This is a genomic window from Aeromonas sp. YN13HZO-058 (genome assembly GCF_001921245.1).
GTDB classification, from domain to species: Bacteria; Pseudomonadota; Gammaproteobacteria; order Enterobacterales; family Aeromonadaceae; genus Aeromonas; species Aeromonas allosaccharophila.
On sequence record NZ_MQSY01000020.1, the window covers coordinates 88,020 to 106,327 of the forward strand.

Below are 18,308 nucleotides of genomic sequence, written 5' to 3' on the forward strand. Positions count from 1 at the left end.
CGTCCTTGCGGTCTGGATGTGATGTTTTTTAGTTTAACTGCTTCATGCACTTATGTCGTCTTTCCTGCGAAGCATAAAAAAGGCCCCGTGTCGGGGCCTTGGCGTGTCGTGATGATCAGTGTCCGCTGTTTGCCTTGGGCGGAATGGTTTCATCGAATACCGGCAACGGTTTGTGCTCGGACGCCAGATAGGTGTAGATCACCGGCAGCACGAACAGAGTGAACAGGGTACCGATGGCGAGACCGGCCACGATGACGATACCGATGCTGAAACGCTGGGCTGCACCGGCGCCAGTGGCGTAGAGCAGCGGGATCAGACCGGCAATCATGGCGGCGGTGGTCATCAGGATCGGACGCAGACGCACCTTGGCGGCTTGCATCACGGCTTCCATCCGGTTCATGCCGCGCAGTAGCTGCTCTTCCTTGGCCACTTCACAGATCAGGATGCCGTGCTTGGTAATCAAGCCAACGAGCGTGATCAGGCCCACCTGTGAGTAGATGTTCATGGTCGCCAGTCCCCATGCCAGGGCAATCAACGCCCCGCTGATGGCGAGCGGTACCGAGACCATGATGACCAGCGGGTCACGCACCGATTCGAACTGGATCGCCAGCACCAGGAAGATGATCGCCAGTGCCAGCGCGAAGGTGGCATAGAGTGCATTGCCTTCGGTGACGAACTGACGGGCTTCCCCCATGAAGTCGTAACGATAGCCTTGTGGCAGCTTCTCGTCGGCGACGGTCTGGAACCAGTTGATCGCATCACCCATGGCCACGCCCGGCGCCGGCACGGCGCCGATGGTGGCGGAGTTCAGCTGGTTGAAGTGGGGCAGGGCGCGAGGCTCGCCAACCACTTCAATGGTGATCAGGCTGCCGAGCGGGATCGACTTGCCGTCTGCGGCCCGCACGTAATAGCCCTTGATGGACTCCGGATTGAGACGGTATTTGCGCTCGACCTGCGGGATCACCTCGTAGGAGCGGCCATCCAGGTCGATACGGTTGACGTAACCGTCCGCCATCATGGTGCCCATGGTGATACCTATGTCCTGCATGGTGATGCCGTAGGCACCCGCCTTGTCCTTGTCGATGCGGATCTTCATGGTGGCGGAGTCGTAGTTCAGATCGAGATCCGAATAGACGAACTGACCGTTACCCTGAGCGGCAGCCAGAATTTCACCGGCCACCAGGAACAGGCTTTCGAAGCTGTTCGGGGTGGTGATGACGAACTGGATCGGCAGACCACTGGAGGCACCTGGCAGTTCCGGGAACTGGAAGGTGGTGATGGCCATACCCGGAATGTCTTTCACCAGATTGGCGACCCGATCCAGCACCTCTTTCTGGCTCGCTTCACGCTGACTCCAGGGCACCATGGAGGCGATACCGAACGCCTGGTTGGCGTTGAATACCCCCGAGAAGACCTGGGAGAAGGCGATTTCCGGCTGCTCATCCAGGATCTTGTTCACATCCGCCATGGTGTTTTCGATGTAGTCCAGGTTGGCGTTGGACGGTGCGGTACCCAGCACCGCCATGACCCCCTTGTCCTCTGACGGGGCCAGTTCACTCGGGATGAACTTGAACAGCAGCGGCAGGCTGCCGAACACGATGACGGCGAACGCCACGATGACGATGCGCTTCTTCATCACCGCATGCAGCATGCTGTCGTAGCGATCGGTCATCCGTTCCAGCAGGTGGTGGACAGTGCTCTCGAATTTACCCGGCGTTTCATTGGCCTTGAGCATCTTGGAACACATCATCGGCGACAGAGTCAGCGCGATGATGCCCGAGACGAACACGGCGCCCGCCAAGGTCAGGGCAAACTCCTTGAACAGGGAACCGGTGATGCCGCCCATCAGGGCGATAGGGGCGTATACCGCCGCCAGCGTGACCGTCATGGCGATGACCGGCACCGCAATTTCACGGGTACCGATGATGGCGGCCCGGAACGGCTCTTCCCCCTCCTTGATATGGCGGTCGACGTTCTCCAGCACCACGATGGCGTCATCCACCACCAGACCGATCGCCAGCACCATCGCCAGCAGGGTCATCAGGTTTATCGAGAAGCCGAACATATCCATCATCATCACCACGCCGATAAGGCTGAGCGGAATGGTAATGATCGGGATGATGACCGCGCGGAATGAACCGAGGAACAGGGTGATGACCACCAGTACGATGGCAGCCGCCTCCAGGATGGTCTTGATAACCTCGTGAATGGACTCGTTGATCGCCACGGTGGAGTCATACATCACGTTGAGATGCATGGTGCTTGGCATGTTGCGCTCAAGGCTCGGCAGCAGATCCAGCACATCGCGGGCGATGTTGATGGGGTTGGCTGTCGGTGCGGCGTTGACCGCCATGACTACCGCTTCGCGGCCGTTGGCGCTGGCACGATAGATGTCGTGGCTCTTCTCCAGGCTCACCTTGGCAATGTCGGAGAGGCGGATCACCTTGCCGTCACGGGTGGCAACCACCAGACGCTTCAGCTCGTCGACATCCTTGACCTGGGTCTCGGCGTTGCCGTTGAACAGGGTGAAGTAACCGGTCGCCTGACCTGTCGCGGACTGATAGTTGTTGCTGTTGAGCACCGTCATCACGTCGCTGGCGGTCAGGTTGAAGGCCGCCATCTTGGCCGGATCCAGCCATACCCGCAGGGCAAACTCGACACCGCCGTAGAGGTCAACCTTGGAGACCCCGCCGACAGTAAAGAGCTGCGGCTTGATAACCCGCTCCAGATAGTCGGTGATCTGGCTGGAGTTGAGCTCCGGGCTGGTAAAGCCAAGGTAGAGCACCGCCGTGGTTGAACCGGTGGAGGAGGTGACCGACGGGTCTTCCGCCTCTTTCGGCAACTGGGAGCGCACCGAGTTCACCTTCGCCAGGATGTCGGACAGCGCGGCGTTGGGGTCGGTGTTGAGCTTCATGTACGCGGTGATGGTGGAGCTGCCCAGCTGGCTGGATGAGGTCATGAAGTCGATGTTGTCGGCTTGCGCGACCGCCTGCTCCAGCGGTTGGGTGATGAACCCCTGGATCAGGTCAGAACTGGCGCCATAGTAGCCAGTACTGACGGTGATCACCGTGTTGGTCACCTCGGGGTATTCCCGTACCTGCATCTTGAAGATGGCCTGAAAGCCCAGCAAGGCGATCAGGAAGCTGAGCGAGATCGCCAGCACAGGCCGTTTTATAAATATGTCAGTAAATCGCATCGCAGATCTCCGCGCTTACAGCATCGGGGTTTGTGCCGGGACGGCCAGGGCATCGTTCTCGACCACATGCACCTTGGTGTCGTTGCTCAGGCGAACCTGACCCGACAGTACGATCTGGTCACCGGCCTGGATGCCGGAGAGCACATGCACATCGTTGCCACGGCGCTCACCTGCCTTGACCACCACCTGCTTGGCCCGCAGCACTTTCACCTTGTTGCCTTCCTTGTCAGTCTCTTCGCCCTCTTTGAGCACGTAGACGTTCTGACCGTAAAGGGTGAAGGAGATGGCGGTTTGCGGGATCACAATCTGATCTTTCACCGTCGGCAGAATGATGCTGGCGCGGGCGAACATACCGGAACGGAGCTGACCGTCGTTGTTCGGGATGTCAGCCTGCACCTGGATCAGGCCGCTCTGGTAGTTGACCGCTGGTTCGATGGCGGTGATGTGACCGTCAAACTGGGTTTGCGGATAGGCATCCACATTGATCTTGATGGTCTGGCCCAGGGTGATTTTGGAGATATCGGTCTGGGGCACAGTGAAGCGCAGACGCATCACGCTGGTATCTTCCAGCCGCACGATATCGGTGCCCGGCTGCAGATACTGGCCGAGGAAGACGTTACGCAGGCCAACGACACCACTGAACGGCGCGCGCACTTCACGGCGGGTAATGGTCGCCTTCAGGCTCTCGATATCCGCTTCCAGCGAGCGATAGGCCGCTTCCGCCTCATCCAGCTGCTCTTTGGAGATGGAGCTGGTCTTGTAGAGGTTCTGGAAACGCTCGAACTTGGCCTTTGCCGCCGGCAGCTTGGCCTGGGAGGCGCGCAGATTGGCCCGCTCCACGGTGGAGTCCAGACTCAGCAGCAGCTGTTCGGCCTTGACCGGTTTGCCCGATTCGAAGGTGATGGCATCGATGGTGCCCGCCAGCTCGGTGGAGAGGGTCACCCCCTGATTCGGCTCGATGAAGCCGATCGCTTCGATGGTCGGTACCCAATCCTGCGCCTTGGTCACCATGGCGGTGACTGGGAACTCGGGTTCCGGCCGGTTGGCCATGTATTGGGCAATCATCTTCTGTTTGAACAAATTGAAGCCGATGACGCTGCCAAACAGGGCGATCGCTATCAGCAACATAATGGCCATCCATTTTTTCATGAACAGGCTCCTGAGGTGGAAATGTGGGGGAGTAAAATGGCATTCCAGCTGGCGCGGATCGCGGTTTCCAACTGCGATTCGGTCAACGTGATGTTGTGTACCCTGCACTGCAGGGCAAGATGCATGACACTGTCCAGACTCAACACCTGGAGTGCCCGTATCGGTAAATCAATAAACAGTCCTTGTGCCACGCCCTGTGCAAAAAAGCGGTCCAGAGGTTCCCATGCCGCCAGGATGACCGGATTGGTTTCCAGGTCTGCCCCCAATGGCGAGCTCTCGTACTGCAATTTGCACTTGATGGCGTTTGGTTCGTTAACAAAAATGGTATGAATATTGAGCCATAGTTGGCGAAATTGTTGAAATGAAACTTTATCGACATCTACACCGGCCATGACCATGGGGACACACTGCAAGATAGTGTGTTGATGCAGCTGCCGGATCAGGTCATCCTTGTCGCCGAAGTAGCGATAGATGGTGCCGGTAGCCACGTTGGCCTTTTTGGCGACTTCCGCAATCGACAGACCATGAAAACCCCGCTCACCCAGCACCTCATGGGCTGCGTTGAAGATGCTCTCTTTCTTATCCGGAATCATCAGTGTGTCTTTCAATTGAATGAACGTTCATTCATTTTAGGTGGGTGTCAAATCAAGTCAAGGTTGCAAGACAATTTGACATGGGAATTACCCCTTTTCGGGGGCAGGCGGGGGATAAGTGGAAGAAAAATGCACGATATGCTTGAAAAAACAACGGTCAGTGCATTGGTGGCAGAAAAGTGTAGACAAACCCCCGTCCATCATCAATAATGCGCCCCGTTCGACAGCGTAGCGCCCGTAGCTCAGCTGGATAGAGCGCTGCCCTCCGGAGGCAGAGGTCACAGGTTCGAATCCTGTCGGGCGCACCATCAAACGTGCGCCGGTTAAACGGGCGTGTTGTGGAACGAAAACAGCTGTGGTGGCTGTAGCTCAGTTGGTAGAGTCCCGGATTGTGATTCCGGTTGTCGTGGGTTCGAGCCCCATCAGCCACCCCATTTTACAGCTTGTCAGGTATGCGAAGGTGGCGGAATTGGTAGACGCGCTAGCTTCAGGTGTTAGTGCCCCCCGGGTGTGAGGGTTCGAGTCCCTCTCTTCGCACCATACTTGCTGTATGATGAGGATGAGCATCAGGTCGTCTTTGTTTTTTGAAGTAAACTATTTTGAAAGAAATAGCCTCGGTGATTAGCGCAGTCCGGTAGCGCATCTGGTTTGGGACCAGAGGGTCAAAGGTTCGAATCCTTTATCACCGACCACATTTAGAAAAACCCCGCTTCGGCGGGGTTTTTTGCTTTCTGGCCTTTTCTGCGCCAGCTCTCCTCTATCTCTGTTACGTCTGTTTACACTCTATCCGGGCTGCGCGCCCCGGCTTTCGGTTATGCTGCTGCCTCGAGTCACTGACAACCGGATGTCATCGGCCCACTTCAGGCGTTTTTCCATGACTAATAAAATTTCCGTTGCTTGCACTCCTGCCATACTGGCCGCCTTGCTGCTGGGGGGGTGTACCATCAAGCCGCCATCAACCGATGTGATGATGGGCTCCATTACTTCACAACCGCAGGAGCGGGCGCTCTCTCCCTTGCTGACCAGCGGCGACTTTTGCGTCGCGGTGTCGCAACAGAAGGTGCTGGCCCTCTCCTGCAGCGGCAAAGACGATCAGCTATTCGAGTGGGATCTGGGGGAGTTACGCCTGCAGGATCGTTGTCTGCAAGCCAAAAACGACAGCGAGCTGATGCTGGCCCCCTGTGACGGTCAGCCGCAGTGGGAGTGGCAGAAGGACCGGCTGTTCAACAGCAAGGTCTCCCGTTGCCTCGATGTGGCCGGGCGACGCCATACTCCCGGTACGCCACTGCGGCTGGCCGAATGTTACGGTGGCGCGAACCAGAGCTTCAGCTGGCAGCGGCCCAATCCCTGGCTGGAGACCCTGAAAAAACAAAGCCTCACATGGTGAGGCTTTGCTGTTTCCATTCGGCGTTAGAGGAAAGATGAGCTCAGGCTGGACTGAACGTCGCGGTGCTTGCTGCCGAGCGGGATCAGGCGGCAGACATCCTCACTACCCGCACCCTCCAGCGAATCGAGCCGGTTGATCAGCAGAGATTGAATGCCGTGTAGTTGATTGGCTTGCTCCAGCGTTGCTATCAGCTGCCGTGAGTCTCTCTCATCTTCCACCTCCTCTTCATAAAAGAGGGGGGTGACACCGCGCAGAATCGTCATCTGGTTGAGTAACATGGGTTTGTTGGACAGTGCCCAGATTGGATTGTTCAGGTTGCTGCGAGAGATAGCGGTGACTGCATCTCCCTGTGAGGTCAGCACCGCGATACCACAGGATTGATCGTGACTGAACGCAGCCGTCATTGCTGCCAGTGCCATGCAGTGGCTGGATTGATCGCTGTGATGGGACGCTTTCTGCCAGCGTGGTTGAATCGGGTCTATTTCACGTTCTGCTCCGTGTGCGATGCGAGCCATGGCTTCCACTGCCTCGACCGGATAGAGACCCGCCGCCGATTCGGCCGACAACATGACGGCATCCGTGCCGTCTATCACCGCATTTGCGATATCCAGCACCTCGGCTCGGGTTGGCATTGGGCTACTGATCATGGACTCCATCATCTGGGTGGCCGTGATGACCGGTCGGCCGAGCTGATGGCAACGTTTGATCAGCTTCTTTTGTACGCCGGGCAGTCTGGCATCGCCAATCTCTACCCCCAGATCTCCGCGCGCCACCATGACGATGTCTGCGGCGCGAATAACCTCGTCCATCGCCTCGACTGAGGCCACCACTTCTGCTCGTTCCACCTTGGCGACGATGGCGGCATGACTGCCTGCGGCCCGGATCAGCGTTCTGGCCTCAGCAAGGTCGGCAGCACAACGAGGGAAGGAGACGGCGATAAAGTCGGCCTCGATCTGGCTGGCGGTCAATATATCGGCTCTGTCTTTGTCGGTGAGTGCCGGGGCGCTGAGCCCTCCACCCAGTACATTGATCCCCTTGCGGTCGGAGAGGGGGCCACCGATCTGCACCCGGGTGAAGATGCTGCTTCCTTCGATATGCAGGACCTCAAGCTGGATCCGGCCATCATCCAGCAGCAGGATGTTGCCGCTGCGTACGTCGTTGATCAGCTCCGGGTAGTCGAGGCTGACGCGATTCTGATCGCCCGGTTGGTCACCTGGCGCCGCATCAAGGATAAAAGAGGCGCCAGGGGTCAGAGTGATGCTCCCTGCGGCAAAGCGGGCAATACGGATTTTTGGGCCTTGCAGGTCGGCCAGGATCCCAATATGGAGCCCCAGCCGGGCGGCGGTCGTGCGGATTAGGCTGGCGGTGGCAATATGTTGCTCACCGCTGCCATGGGAGAAGTTCAGGCGAAACACATTGGCGCCAGCCTCCATCAGTTTTTCCACCATGTCGGCCGTTGAGCTCGCAGGGCCCAGAGTGGCAATGATTTTGGTTTTACGCATCGGAAACATCCCTTCTCGGATTGGGCAATGAAAAAAGGGTGGTCAATTGACCACCCTTTGTCTGTTACAAGATCAATAATCGACAACTTTTTTGGCGTTCCATACCGTCAAGGCGAGCAGCATGGAGACCACGGATGCACCGAGCCAGAAATACTGGGCACTGCTGAAGTCATAGTGAGTGACACCATCGACCACGCTGGTTTTGATCAGGGCGGCGGAGACCAGCTCCTGACAGGAGGCTGCGATGTAGGAGCAGAGGCCGATAAAGCCCTTCACGGCGCCCACGGCAGTTTTTGGCATCAGGTCACAGGCTGTCAGGCCCGCCAGGAACACGACCAGTCCCCCGATGGCATAACCGATCAGCGCCAGTGCGACGGCATCCATCATGCGGCTCTGCGGGCCCCAGAACATCAGGCACATACCGGCAATGTTGGCCAACCCGTAGAGCAGGGTCGGGATGTGGCGGTTGGCGTTGAAGATTTTGTCAGAGATGATGCCCGCCAGAATGGCGCCGAGGAAACCGGCGATGGGGTAGGCAGACATGGCAAAGCCCGCATCGATCAGGTTGTACCCTTTCTGCTCTTGCAGATAGAGCACGGCCCAGGAGCTCATGGCGTAGCGAGACATGTACATGCAGGCACAGGCTGCCGCGATCAGCCATACGGTCGGCTGTTTAAGCACAAACAGCTGGGCGCGACGGATCTCGGCTGGCTCGACCTTCTTGGTGATCTCCGCTTGTTCGCCAAAGGCAACGGCAGGTTCTGGCAGGGCATAGGTCTGCGGGCGATCTTTCAGCACCAGATACATGCACAGCGCGGCAGCCAGAGAGGCAAGACCGGCACCGATAAAGCCTGCTTTCCAGCCGAAGAAGCTGACGATGCTGGCGGTCAGGATCCAGGAGATGCCTTCACCGATGTTGCGGGAGCCGCCCCAGATGGAATAGACGGAGCCCCGCTGTTTGGGGGAGAACCACTGGAAGATGGAGACGCAGGATGGTGCAGAACCGACCGACTGGAACCAGCCATTCAGACCCCACATCAGCACCAGGAAGAAGGTCGCGGTATTCATGCCCATCAGGATGGTACAGATGGAGGAGAGACCGAGCGAAACCGACATGAAGCGGCCAATGTTGGCGTAGTCGGAGAGGAAGCCGTTCGAGAACTTGCCTACGGCATAGGTAAACAGGAAGGCGGAGCCAATGATCCCCAGCTCTTCCAGCGTCACTATGCCGGCGTCCAGCATGGGTTTCTTGACCACGTTCAAACTCATTCGGACGACGTAGAACATGGCGTAGCCGAGTACCAGACCGAGGAACACCTGCCATTGGTACTTGCGGTAAATCGAGCGGATTTTATCGGGCGAGGCATCCATGACCGGAAGGTCTGCTCGCGTTTTGAAAAAGTTGAACATATTGTTCTCCGTGTATGTTGGGCTGCAAGGTTTCAGAGGAAGCTCTGTTAGCTGGAGCCATCATATGAAAGGAGAAAACGGGGCGGCAAAATGGCCGAAATGAGTCAAACTTGACTCAATCGTGTGGGTTTCATGGGGCGAAAATGACTTCTTTTGACTGTCCCGGTAACTAGCGATGAATAACAATAGGCTCCTGTAACAGGGAGGTGAGTCAAAACTGGCTCACCCCTGATGAAATGATTTTTACACCTTGTGTTGAATATTGGATGTACCGCACATAATCCGATAATTGCCAGCGAGCCGACAGAGAGACCATGCCCATATTTTGCCGACAGCTCCCGTTTTTGCTGGTCGCGATCCTGCTGCCTTTTACCCCTCTCCATGCCTCGACCCTGACGGTATTGACCTCCTTTTCGGAGGCGCCGGTCAAGGCGGTGATCGAGGGGTTCTCCCGGCAATATCCGGCGATCCGCGTTGAGGTCATCTATCGCCGGACGCTGCCCGCCTTGCGGCTGCTGACTGCGGATGATGCTCCCGGGGTCGACATCATCATGTCTTCATCCCCGACTTTTTTTCACACGTTGGATCAGGCTGGTTTGCTGGCCGGTTTATCGGCTGAAACAGTGCCTCCCGATTGGCTGACCCCCCATATGTTGGGGCTGGGCAACAAGGTGGCCGTGGTTGGATACTCGGGCAGCGGCATCATGTATAACCGCCGCTATCTGGACAAGTACCACCTGCCGGTACCGACCACCTGGCAGCAGCTGGCTTCGCCACAGTTCATGGGGCATGTGATGATGAGCTCCCCCTCCCAGTCAGGTACGACCCATATGATGGTGGAGAGTGTCTTGCAGCAGTATGGCTGGGAGCAGGGATGGGCACTCCTGATGAGGCTCGGCAGCAACCTGTCGGCCATTACGGCCCGCAGTTTCGGGGTTAGCGATGGAGTGACTCGCGGTCTGGCCGGTGCCGGTCTGGTGATCGACAGCTATGCCCGCAACAGTCAGGCTCGTTTCGATCACGTTGGCTTCAATATCCTGCCTGATGCGGTGATCCTGCCTACCTATCTTGGCGTTGCTCGCAGCAGCGAGCATCCGGCCAATGCGGCCCACTTCATCAAGTATCTGTTATCAGCCAAGGGGCAGGCCATTATCGCCACCCCGGGTATGGCCAAGGTGACGCTGAATCAACCCCGCCTTGCCAGCGAGGCCAAATATGTCACCGACAAAGATCTGCTGTACCGGCGCGCCGGTCTGCTCAAGGCGTTGTTCGAGCAGACCATTACCCAGCAGTTACCGCGGTTGAAGCTCACCTGGCAGGAGATCAACGGCGCGGATACCCGCGGTGATCCTGCCCGTGAACGTCTGCTGGAACAGGCAAGAGCCAAAGCCAGCACTCCCCCTTTGAGTGAGCTGGAGGCTAGTGACCCGGCCCTGCTGGCGCAGTTTGACGGACTGTATGAACGAGATCAGAGTAATCCGCAAACCGAGAAGGTGATGCACCAGTGGCGCCAGACTATGGAAGCTCGTCTTGGCGAGGCTCGCCTGCTGGTCGATCAGGCGGTCAAGCCATGATGGGCCGGGGTCGCTTGTTGCGCTTGCCGAGAAGTCTGGGCCGTCGTCTTATTCTCGCGTTTGTTTCTATTACGGTCCTGACCTGTGTCATGGGGATGGCGGCTTACATGGTGTGGGGTCGACTGGGGCAGCAGGTAAACCGGATTGTTGAAGAGAGTCTGCCGGCCATCGGCAGCGCCTATCAGCTGGAGCGGGCCAGCTCCCGTCTGTTGCTGCTATTGGCACAGTTGCGTGATACCCGGGATCCGGTGAAATATAGCCAGCTTTCTGTGGCGGTCTCCAGCACCCTGCTTGATATCCGCAACGCATATCCTCGGGGCAGTGAGGATGATCGCTCACAGCAGCAGGCGTTCACCGAACTGAACTTGCTGGTGGAAAATCATGGTACTTACCTCAAGCGCCAGATCGATCATCTTGAGTCGTTGCAACAGTTACAGAAGCGGATCAACTGGCTGCATCAGGATTTGGTGGACGATGTGGCGCCGCTGTTGCAAGAGGTAGAGTGGCATCTCACCGGTATGGTTGGTAACCCGAATGACATGGGGGAGTTTGGCTCCGTCATCAAGGAGTTCTCTGCCTTGCAAGACCTTACGTTCAAGGAGAATGAGCTGCTGGCGCTGGTCAACGAGGTGATTGCCCAGCGCAATCAGCAGGATCTGGAGAGTGCATTTCTGTTTATCGGCTACAAGATCGACGAGATGGATGAGCTGATCTCCCGCCTGGCCGAGTATCCTTCGACCGTGAGCTATCGCCAGATCCTGCAGGATATCGTGACGCTGGTTAAGCCGAACGGGCACCTTTACCTGTTGTTGCAAGCCGATGCGCAAACCCACCAACAGCTAACAGCACTGCGGCCACAGCTTGATAGCGCAGTCTCTCGCTACCATCAGCGGGTCTCTCTGATCGTGACCGAGGCTAACCGCTCTCTGAGTGCGCTCGGTCGCAACAGTAGCCAGATGGTGGCAACGGGCAAGCTGGTGATCCTGGTGGTGCTTGGACTATCCATCTTGATCAGTATTTTCGTGCTGGTGGTGCTGATTGGGCGCAGGTTGATTGGCCGGCTCGATACCCTGGGGCAGGATCTCGCCCGGGTTGCGGAAGGTCAGATGGATGCGGTGGTCAGAACGCAAGGCCGGGACGAGATCGGTCAACTGGGGGAGAGCCTGCGCCACTTCTGTCAGCAGCTGCAACAAATGGAGAAGACCAATGCCCTCAACCTCATCAATAACACCCAGGCCTGCTTAATTACCTGTCATCCCGATGGCACCATCGAATCGGTCAACCCCAGTGCCTTGACCCTGTTTCAGCAGACGGTGATCAAACCTGAACAACCTCTGTGGCAGGTATTCCCCGATGATGCCAAGGCCATGCTGGCTGCCCAGTTCGAGCCCGGGCAGCAACTGCTCACGCTGGGCTACAGTGAGTGCACCATTGCCACCGGCGCTGACAGTCAGCCCCGTTTCCTGCACTTCAACCTGCGTCGGTTCGAGCAGGGGCGCGGACACAGGTTCATTATCACCATCACGGATGTGACCCGGCAGGAGATAACGGCCCGAGAGTTGGGGTCGCTGGTGGCTGAGCGTACCCGGGAGCTGACAGAAAAAAACCGGCTGCTTGCCGCAGAGGTGGTGCAGCGACAACAGGCAGAACACAACTTGCTGCAGACGCAGGATGAGCTGATCCAGGCGGCCAAGATGGCAGTGGTGGGGCAGGCAATGACCAGTCTGGCCCATGAACTCAATCAGCCGCTATCAGCCATGATGACCTACCTCTATACCAGCCGTGCGGCGCTGGATGCCGGTCACTACCACTCTCTGGGCAGCGATCTTGGCAAGATCGAGAAACTGAGCCAGCGCATGCATCGCATCATTACCGCCTTGCGCAATTTTGCCCGTAAATCGCCCACCCCCGATACCCGCATCCGGCTCGATCCGAAAGAGTTGGCCGATCAGGCGCTGTTGCTGCTAGAAACCCGTGCGAAGCGCGATAGCTGCCAGTTGCAAAACGAACTGCCGGATGGGCTGTGGATTGAGGCTGATCCCGTGCTGGTTGAACAGGTGTTGGTCAATCTGCTGGTTAACGGGATGGATGCTATCGCCGGACGGGAGCTGCGCCAGATCCGTCTGCTGTGTCTCGCACAGGAGGGCGGGTCGCTGTGCATCGGAATTGCCGACAGTGGACCCGGATTTGGTGAGGCCATCCTGCCCAAACTTTTTACCCCCTTCACTACCTCCAAAGAGGTGGGCTTGGGGCTGGGACTGACCATCTGTCGCTCCCTGCTGGCGCGCTGCGGGGCGGATATCTTGCTGGGCTCCACGTTGGAGAGGGGGGCCATGGTTATAGTGGAATTTGCCGGGGGGCGTAAGCCACCGAAGGAGATGAAAAGCGATGCTGTTACCCCATAATCGTCAGGCCAATGTGTTGCTGGTGGACGACGATGAGGACGTGTTGGAGTCCTATTGCCACCTGTTGCGCCTCTCCGGCTACCAGCCCAGGGCAACCACCTCTCCCCATGAGGCGTTGGCATTGTTGTCACAGCAGTGGCCGGGGGTGGTCGTGTCCGATATCTATATGCCCGCCATGAACGGCATGGAGCTGCTGGACCGGGTGCTGGAGATCGATGGCGAGCTGCCGGTCATCATGATCACCGGGCACGGCGATATCCCTTTGGCGGTGCGGGCAGTCAAGCTGGGTGCCTTCGATTTCCTGGAAAAACCGCTTAATCCCCAGTCGTTGCTCGATCTGCTGGAGCGGGCCTGCGCGCAACGCAGCACGATCATGGTCCAGCGCAGCGAGATCCGGGCGACGGTAGAGGATGAGCTGATCGGCACCAGTCCGCAACTGGTCGCGATCCGTCAACAGATCAACCAGTTGGCGCAGACCGACAAGGATCTGATGCTGGAAGGGGCACCGGGTTCCGGACGCTACACGCTGGCGCAGTTGCTGCACAAGATCAGTGCACGCAAGGCGCATCCGTTCCACCTTCATGATTGTGCGTCAGCGTGCTCCCTGAGCGAGATCCAGGCCAGTCTGGTCAAGGCAGAGCAGGGGACGCTGGTGCTGCAATCTCCGGCAAGGCTGACGGCAGAGTGCCAGCGCTGGCTGGGAAACCATCTGCTGGAGCAGGAGCGGCGGGGAGAGAAGTCACTGCGTACCATCGCCCTGTTTGAGGAGTCTCCCGAGGCGCTGGTTGAGCAACAACTACTGATGCCCCAGCTCTACTACTTTCTTTCCCAGGTGAGACTCAAACTGCCGAGGCTGGTTGAGCGAAGCTGTGACATCATTCCCCTTTTTCGCCATTTTTTGCGAGAAGGGTGCAAGCGGATAGGCAAGACGGTGCCCGCAGTGGATCGTGCCTATCTGGAGACCCTCAAGCGCCACCAGTGGCCCGGCAATATTCGCGAGTTGAGAAACGTGGCCGAACTCTATGCGGTCGGGATCATCAAGCTGGCGGGCTCTGAGCGAGCCATCCCCGGCGCGAATGCCAAGGAGCCGCTGGACGATCTGGTCGACGAGTTTGAACGGCGGGTGATTGAGGACACCCTGTTCCTCTTTTCTGGCCGGGTGACCGAGGCGGCCAGCTACCTTGGCATTCCCCGCAAGAAGCTCTATCTGCGGATGAAGAAGCACGGGCTCGACAAGGAGCAGTTCAAGCCTGGTAGCTGATGGCGGTTGCAGGTGACGCATTCATCGATCCTGACCGATAATGATGCAGTCCTGATTGAGCGGGAGTGGATCATGAGATGTCCAAGTTGCATGAGTGAGGCGGTGGACAAGGTTGAGGATGAACGGGTCGGCAAGGCCTGTGCAATGGGGTGTGGTGCTGCGGGTGGCTACGCTTGTGCCGCCACCTTTGCCAAGCTGGGTGCCGGTTGGGGAGCCTCTTTGGGCAGTCTTGGCACGCCGGTCGGCGCTATCGCAGGCGCAGTGGGGGGCGCCTTGCTGGGTGGGGCGACCGGAGGCGGGTTGGGTCTTTTGCTGGGCCGTTCCATCGATCGGCAGATTTCACGGGAATATTGCTGCACGGCCTGTGATTACCGTTTCAAGCGGTGAGCATGCCAACTTCGGCACAGTGACAGTCATGGATACCACACCGGGTATCCATGTTGATCTGCTTCTGGCCTGAAATCAGGCTGCGCTGACGCTCTCCAGTTCGAACAGTTTTTCCAGATAGACGGCAACGCCATCTTCATCGGAGGTGAGGGTCTGCTCATACTCCGGCAGCGCTATTTTCAGGCGATCGTGGGCGTTGCCCATCACAATTCCGCGTCCCACCATGGTCAGCATCTCGAAGTCGTTCATGCCATCCCCGAAGGCGATCGCCTCGGACATGTCGAAACCGTTCTGTTCCAGCACGGCACGCACCGCGTTGCCCTTGTGAACCCCGGCGTGCATCACTTCGAGGCAGTCCGGCAATGAGAAGGTGACGTTGAGCTGATCGCCGTAGCGCTGGTTGAGGTGCGCCTCGATCTTCAGCAGCTTCTCGTGGTCGCCGATGTAGAACACCTTGTTGATCTTCTCTTTCGGCTCCTTGGTCAGGTCATCGACCAGCCGATAGGTGAAGCCGGACTCGTCGTGGAAGCTCAGCAGCCAGGGCAGCTCCTCTTCGACCACCCAGTCATCGCCCTGATAGACGTTGAGGTGGATGGAGGGGTCGCGCTCCAGCGCGATCAGCTCGGCGGCGATTTCGGCTGGCAGCGGCTGGTTGAACACCAGCTGGTCCTGCTTGTCATGAACCACGGCACCGTTGGAGGTAATGAGGTAGATGTCCATCCCCAACGCATCGCGGAAGCTGCGCACGTCCACGTGGTGACGGCCGGTGGCGACCACAAATTTCACACCTTGTTCTACCAGGCGGTGCAGGGTATCCCGGGTGCGGGAAGAGATCTGGTGCTGCTTGTTGAGCAGGGTGCCATCGAGATCGGATACAACTACCTTGAACATCATTACCTCGGCATCAATTGAAAACAGGGGCAGTTTACCTTAGCCCGCACTGTCACCCCATTTATTTAGGGTTACAAAAAATAGCCAGCTCAGAAGCGGGCGAAAAATTCAGCCATCGCGTTCAGGGCGGGCTGGCGCTTGTCATCCGTCTCCATCAGCAGTTCATGCCAGGCACCCTCGATCCGCAGCGGCTTGCCCCCTTCGCACTTTGCCAGGGTGCAGAAGCGATCCTGGGCGGCATTGTCCACGATCTTGTCGTCGCCTGCCTGCAGGACCAACAGGGGGGTCTTGATGGCACCCGCCTCGGCGATAGCGGCATCGGCACCGGTGATACCCTGATAAATCCAGTGGGCAGTGGCGCCACCCAGCTTGATCTGCGGGTACTGCTCGTAGAGCTGGCGGAAGGCCTGATAACGGGAGTGGCTGTGGGTCAGCCCGTTATCGGCAAAGCCGTCATCCTGATAGGGGCCCTGACCGGGGCCGTAGGGGGGCTCGCCGATCCAGCCGCCGACCGTCCCCAGGGTGGCTGCCAGCCCCTTGGCCAGCCACTTGGGCAGGCCGCCGAGATTGATGCCCAGCATGGGGGAGGAGAGCACGGCTGCCTTGATATCGCCTGGCCAGCGCTCCAGATAGCGGGCTGAGATGGCACCGCCCATGGAGTGGGCCAGCAGGAACAGCTTGGCGGGCTGGTCAGCCATGATTATCTGGTCGTGAAGCTGCTTGAGATCGACCACATAATCGTCGAACTGATCGACATATCCCTTCTGCGGATCATCCAGCATCCGGCCGGACATCCCCTGACCACGGTGATCGATGAGATAGAGGCTGTAGCCCTGACGCCAGAGATCCCACGCCAGCTCCTGATACTTGAGGTAGCTCTCGACCCGGCCATTGACGATGAGGATGGCGCGATCGACCTTGGCTTGCCGCAGGGCGGCATAGCGGATGGTGACGCCATCCTTGCCCTTGAACTCCCCTTCGACGGCATGCTGGCGCCAGAAGTCGGGCAGGGTTTGCCGGTAGAGAGTGGGCACATCGGCTTCGCTGGTGAGCGGATAGGTATTGGTCACGGCAAGGGCTCCGGCAGAAAACAGGGTCAAGGCCAACAGGGAAAGAGCGAGGGGGTTCATAAAGCACACTCCTGCTGCCAATGGTGATAAAGGGCGGCGATATCTCCCGAGCAGAGCAGCGCCATGCTGGCTTGCAAGCGGGGCAGGGGCCAGTGCCACCACTGCATCTCTTGCAGCATGGCGCTCTGCTCATCGCTGAAGCGACGGCGGATCGGCTGGGCCGGGTTGCCGCCGACGATGGTGTAAGGGGCCACATCTCTGGTCACCACGGCGCGGGTGGCAATGACGGCACCATCACCAATGGTGATGCCGGGCATGATCATCGCCTCCGAGCCGATCCAGACATCGTTGCCAATCCGGGTGTCCCCCTTGCGCAGAAAGCCGCTGCGAGCCCCCTCGCCAAAGGTATCGGGGTTGAACGGGAAGGTGGAGACCCAATCCAGCCGGTGGCCCTGATTGCCCGCCAGCATGAAGGTGGCACCCGAGGCGATGGAGCAGAACTTGCCGATGATCAGGCGGTCTACTTCCGTGCCCCACTGGCCGCTCTCCCAGCTTGCACGGGTCGAGCCATCCCCCAGCAGATAGCGTACGCAGTGATCCTCGAACGGCTTGCCGTGGTAGTAGCTATAGTCGCCGGCCTCTATGTTCGGGTTGGTCAGGTGATCCCTGATGATTTGCGATTCCAGCCAGCTGCCAAAAGGGTTCTCCATCACTCCTCCTGCGGATCGTCCAGCTCGCTCTGCTGCGCCCAGCCTTTGCGGGTCAGCTGCATCCGTTGCCACCACTCTTCGTCCGCCAGAATTTCACCGGCCGGGCCGAGCTGGGGATAGGGCATCTCTTTCTCTTTGCAGAGCTGGGCATAGATGGGGTAACCCCCCTCGAACAGGATACTGTTCTGCTCTTCCAGCGTGAGCGGGCAGCCGCGCTGATAGCAACCGGCCAGCTCGCGCTGGCGCTGCGCTTCGTAGAGGATGGCGGCAGCCGCTACCGAGACGTTGAGGGATTGCACCATGCCGACCATGGGGATGACGATATGGTGATCGGCCAGCGCCAGCGCCTCTTCACCGATGCCGTGCTTCTCCTGACCCACCAGAATGGCGGTCGGTTTGGTGTAGTCGATGGCGCGAAAATCGACCGAACTGTCGGAGAGGTGGGTCGCCAGGATCTGCATGCCGGAGGCTTTCAGCTCGGCAACCGCGCTGCCGATATCCGGGTGCAGTTTTACATCGACCCAGTTCTGGCTGCCGCGGGCGGTGCCCTTGCGCTTGTGGATCCAGGTTTTGGGCCAGACGGCGTGTACTCGGTGGATGCCGATGGCATCGGCGGTGCGCACGATGGCGGCCAGATTGTGAGGTTTATGGACCTCTTCCATACAGACGGTCAAATCGAGCTGACGCTGGGCCAGCATGTCAGAAATGCGCTTGAAGCGTTCGGGGGTCATGGCTTGTCTCTATAAAAGCAGCAGGCGGCTTGCGCCGCCTGT

14 protein-coding genes and 4 tRNA genes are annotated in these 18,308 nt (G+C 58.5%); 9 read left to right on the plus strand and 9 right to left on the minus strand.

The window, feature by feature from the left end; genetic code table 11:
• Positions 1–115: 115 nt before the first annotated feature.
• The 3 genes from BSP75_RS04150 to BSP75_RS04160 are packed head-to-tail and all read right to left on the minus strand — an operon-like array spanning position 116 to position 4,938.
• Complete coding sequence (locus tag BSP75_RS04150) at positions 116–3,196, minus strand: multidrug efflux RND transporter permease subunit (protein ID WP_042656855.1); 3,081 nt, start codon at positions 3,194–3,196, stop codon at positions 116–118.
• Positions 3,197–3,211: 15 nt separating this feature from the next.
• The gene (locus tag BSP75_RS04155) at positions 3,212–4,345 is read right to left on the minus strand and encodes an efflux RND transporter periplasmic adaptor subunit (RefSeq protein WP_042063327.1); all 1,134 of its coding nucleotides are present in this window, start codon (positions 4,343–4,345) and stop codon (positions 3,212–3,214) included.
• Entirely contained in the window at positions 4,342–4,938 is a 597-nt protein-coding gene (locus tag BSP75_RS04160; RefSeq protein WP_042063326.1) for a TetR/AcrR family transcriptional regulator, read from the minus strand. The genes BSP75_RS04155 and BSP75_RS04160 overlap by 4 nt, the downstream gene beginning before the upstream one ends.
• 231 nt (positions 4,939–5,169) lie before the next feature.
• Between BSP75_RS04160 and BSP75_RS04165 the strand changes: the two genes are divergently transcribed.
• The 5 genes from BSP75_RS04165 (at position 5,170) to BSP75_RS04185 (ending at position 6,325) form a co-directional block, all read left to right on the plus strand.
• Positions 5,170–5,246, plus strand: a tRNA-Arg gene (locus BSP75_RS04165).
• A gap of 50 nt (positions 5,247–5,296) precedes the next feature.
• Positions 5,297–5,372 (plus strand) — tRNA-His (locus BSP75_RS04170).
• Between the two features lie 20 nt (positions 5,373–5,392).
• Positions 5,393–5,478, plus strand: a tRNA-Leu gene (locus tag BSP75_RS04175).
• Between the two features lie 75 nt (positions 5,479–5,553).
• A tRNA-Pro gene (locus tag BSP75_RS04180) sits at positions 5,554–5,630 on the plus strand.
• Positions 5,631–5,812: 182 nt separating this feature from the next.
• Complete coding sequence (locus BSP75_RS04185; protein ID WP_075112320.1) at positions 5,813–6,325, plus strand: ricin-type beta-trefoil lectin domain protein; 513 nt, start codon at positions 5,813–5,815, stop codon at positions 6,323–6,325.
• Between the two features lie 23 nt (positions 6,326–6,348).
• Here the strand turns inward: BSP75_RS04185 and pyk are convergent, their stop codons facing one another.
• Both pyk and BSP75_RS04195 read right to left on the minus strand, forming a co-directional pair.
• The gene (gene pyk / locus BSP75_RS04190) at positions 6,349–7,827 is read right to left on the minus strand and encodes a pyruvate kinase (protein ID WP_075112321.1); all 1,479 of its coding nucleotides are present in this window, start codon (positions 7,825–7,827) and stop codon (positions 6,349–6,351) included.
• Positions 7,828–7,899: 72 nt separating this feature from the next.
• Positions 7,900–9,237: an MFS transporter gene (locus tag BSP75_RS04195; protein WP_075112322.1), complete on the minus strand. Its 1,338-nt coding sequence runs from the start codon at positions 9,235–9,237 to the stop codon at positions 7,900–7,902.
• A 314-nt stretch (positions 9,238–9,551) separates the two neighbouring features.
• Between BSP75_RS04195 and BSP75_RS04200 the strand changes: the two genes are divergently transcribed.
• From BSP75_RS04200 to BSP75_RS04215, 4 genes are all read left to right on the plus strand, one after another.
• Positions 9,552–10,811, plus strand: coding sequence for an ABC transporter substrate-binding protein (locus tag BSP75_RS04200; protein WP_075112323.1), 1,260 nt, complete (start codon positions 9,552–9,554; stop codon positions 10,809–10,811).
• Positions 10,808–13,216, plus strand: coding sequence for an ATP-binding protein (locus BSP75_RS04205; protein ID WP_075112324.1), 2,409 nt, complete (start codon positions 10,808–10,810; stop codon positions 13,214–13,216). Before BSP75_RS04200 ends, BSP75_RS04205 begins: the two co-directional genes overlap by 4 nt.
• Positions 13,200–14,477 (plus strand): sigma-54 dependent transcriptional regulator, encoded by a 1,278-nt coding sequence (locus tag BSP75_RS04210; protein ID WP_075112325.1) that lies wholly within the window; start codon positions 13,200–13,202, stop codon positions 14,475–14,477. Before BSP75_RS04205 ends, BSP75_RS04210 begins: the two co-directional genes overlap by 17 nt.
• 72 nt (positions 14,478–14,549) lie before the next feature.
• Positions 14,550–14,864: a hypothetical protein gene (locus BSP75_RS04215; RefSeq protein WP_075112347.1), complete on the plus strand. Its 315-nt coding sequence runs from the start codon at positions 14,550–14,552 to the stop codon at positions 14,862–14,864.
• A gap of 75 nt (positions 14,865–14,939) precedes the next feature.
• Here BSP75_RS04215 and BSP75_RS04220 read toward each other — a convergent pair whose 3' ends face one another.
• The 4 genes from BSP75_RS04220 to trmH form a co-directional block, all read right to left on the minus strand.
• On the minus strand, positions 14,940–15,755 hold the full coding sequence (locus tag BSP75_RS04220; protein ID WP_075112348.1) for a Cof-type HAD-IIB family hydrolase: 816 nt from the start codon (positions 15,753–15,755) through the stop codon (positions 14,940–14,942).
• Positions 15,756–15,844: 89 nt separating this feature from the next.
• Positions 15,845–16,885 carry an alpha/beta fold hydrolase gene (locus tag BSP75_RS04225; protein WP_075112326.1) on the minus strand — a complete coding sequence of 347 codons (1,041 nt, stop codon included), beginning with the start codon at positions 16,883–16,885 and terminating at the stop codon, positions 15,845–15,847.
• A complete protein-coding gene (locus tag BSP75_RS04230; protein WP_075112327.1) occupies positions 16,882–17,535 on the minus strand; it encodes a CatB-related O-acetyltransferase in 654 nt (217 codons plus the stop codon). The genes BSP75_RS04225 and BSP75_RS04230 overlap by 4 nt, the downstream gene beginning before the upstream one ends.
• Positions 17,535–18,266: a tRNA (guanosine(18)-2'-O)-methyltransferase TrmH gene (trmH, locus tag BSP75_RS04235; protein ID WP_075112328.1), complete on the minus strand. Its 732-nt coding sequence runs from the start codon at positions 18,264–18,266 to the stop codon at positions 17,535–17,537. Before trmH ends, BSP75_RS04230 begins: the two co-directional genes overlap by 1 nt.
• Between the last annotated feature and the right edge of the window lie 42 nt (positions 18,267–18,308).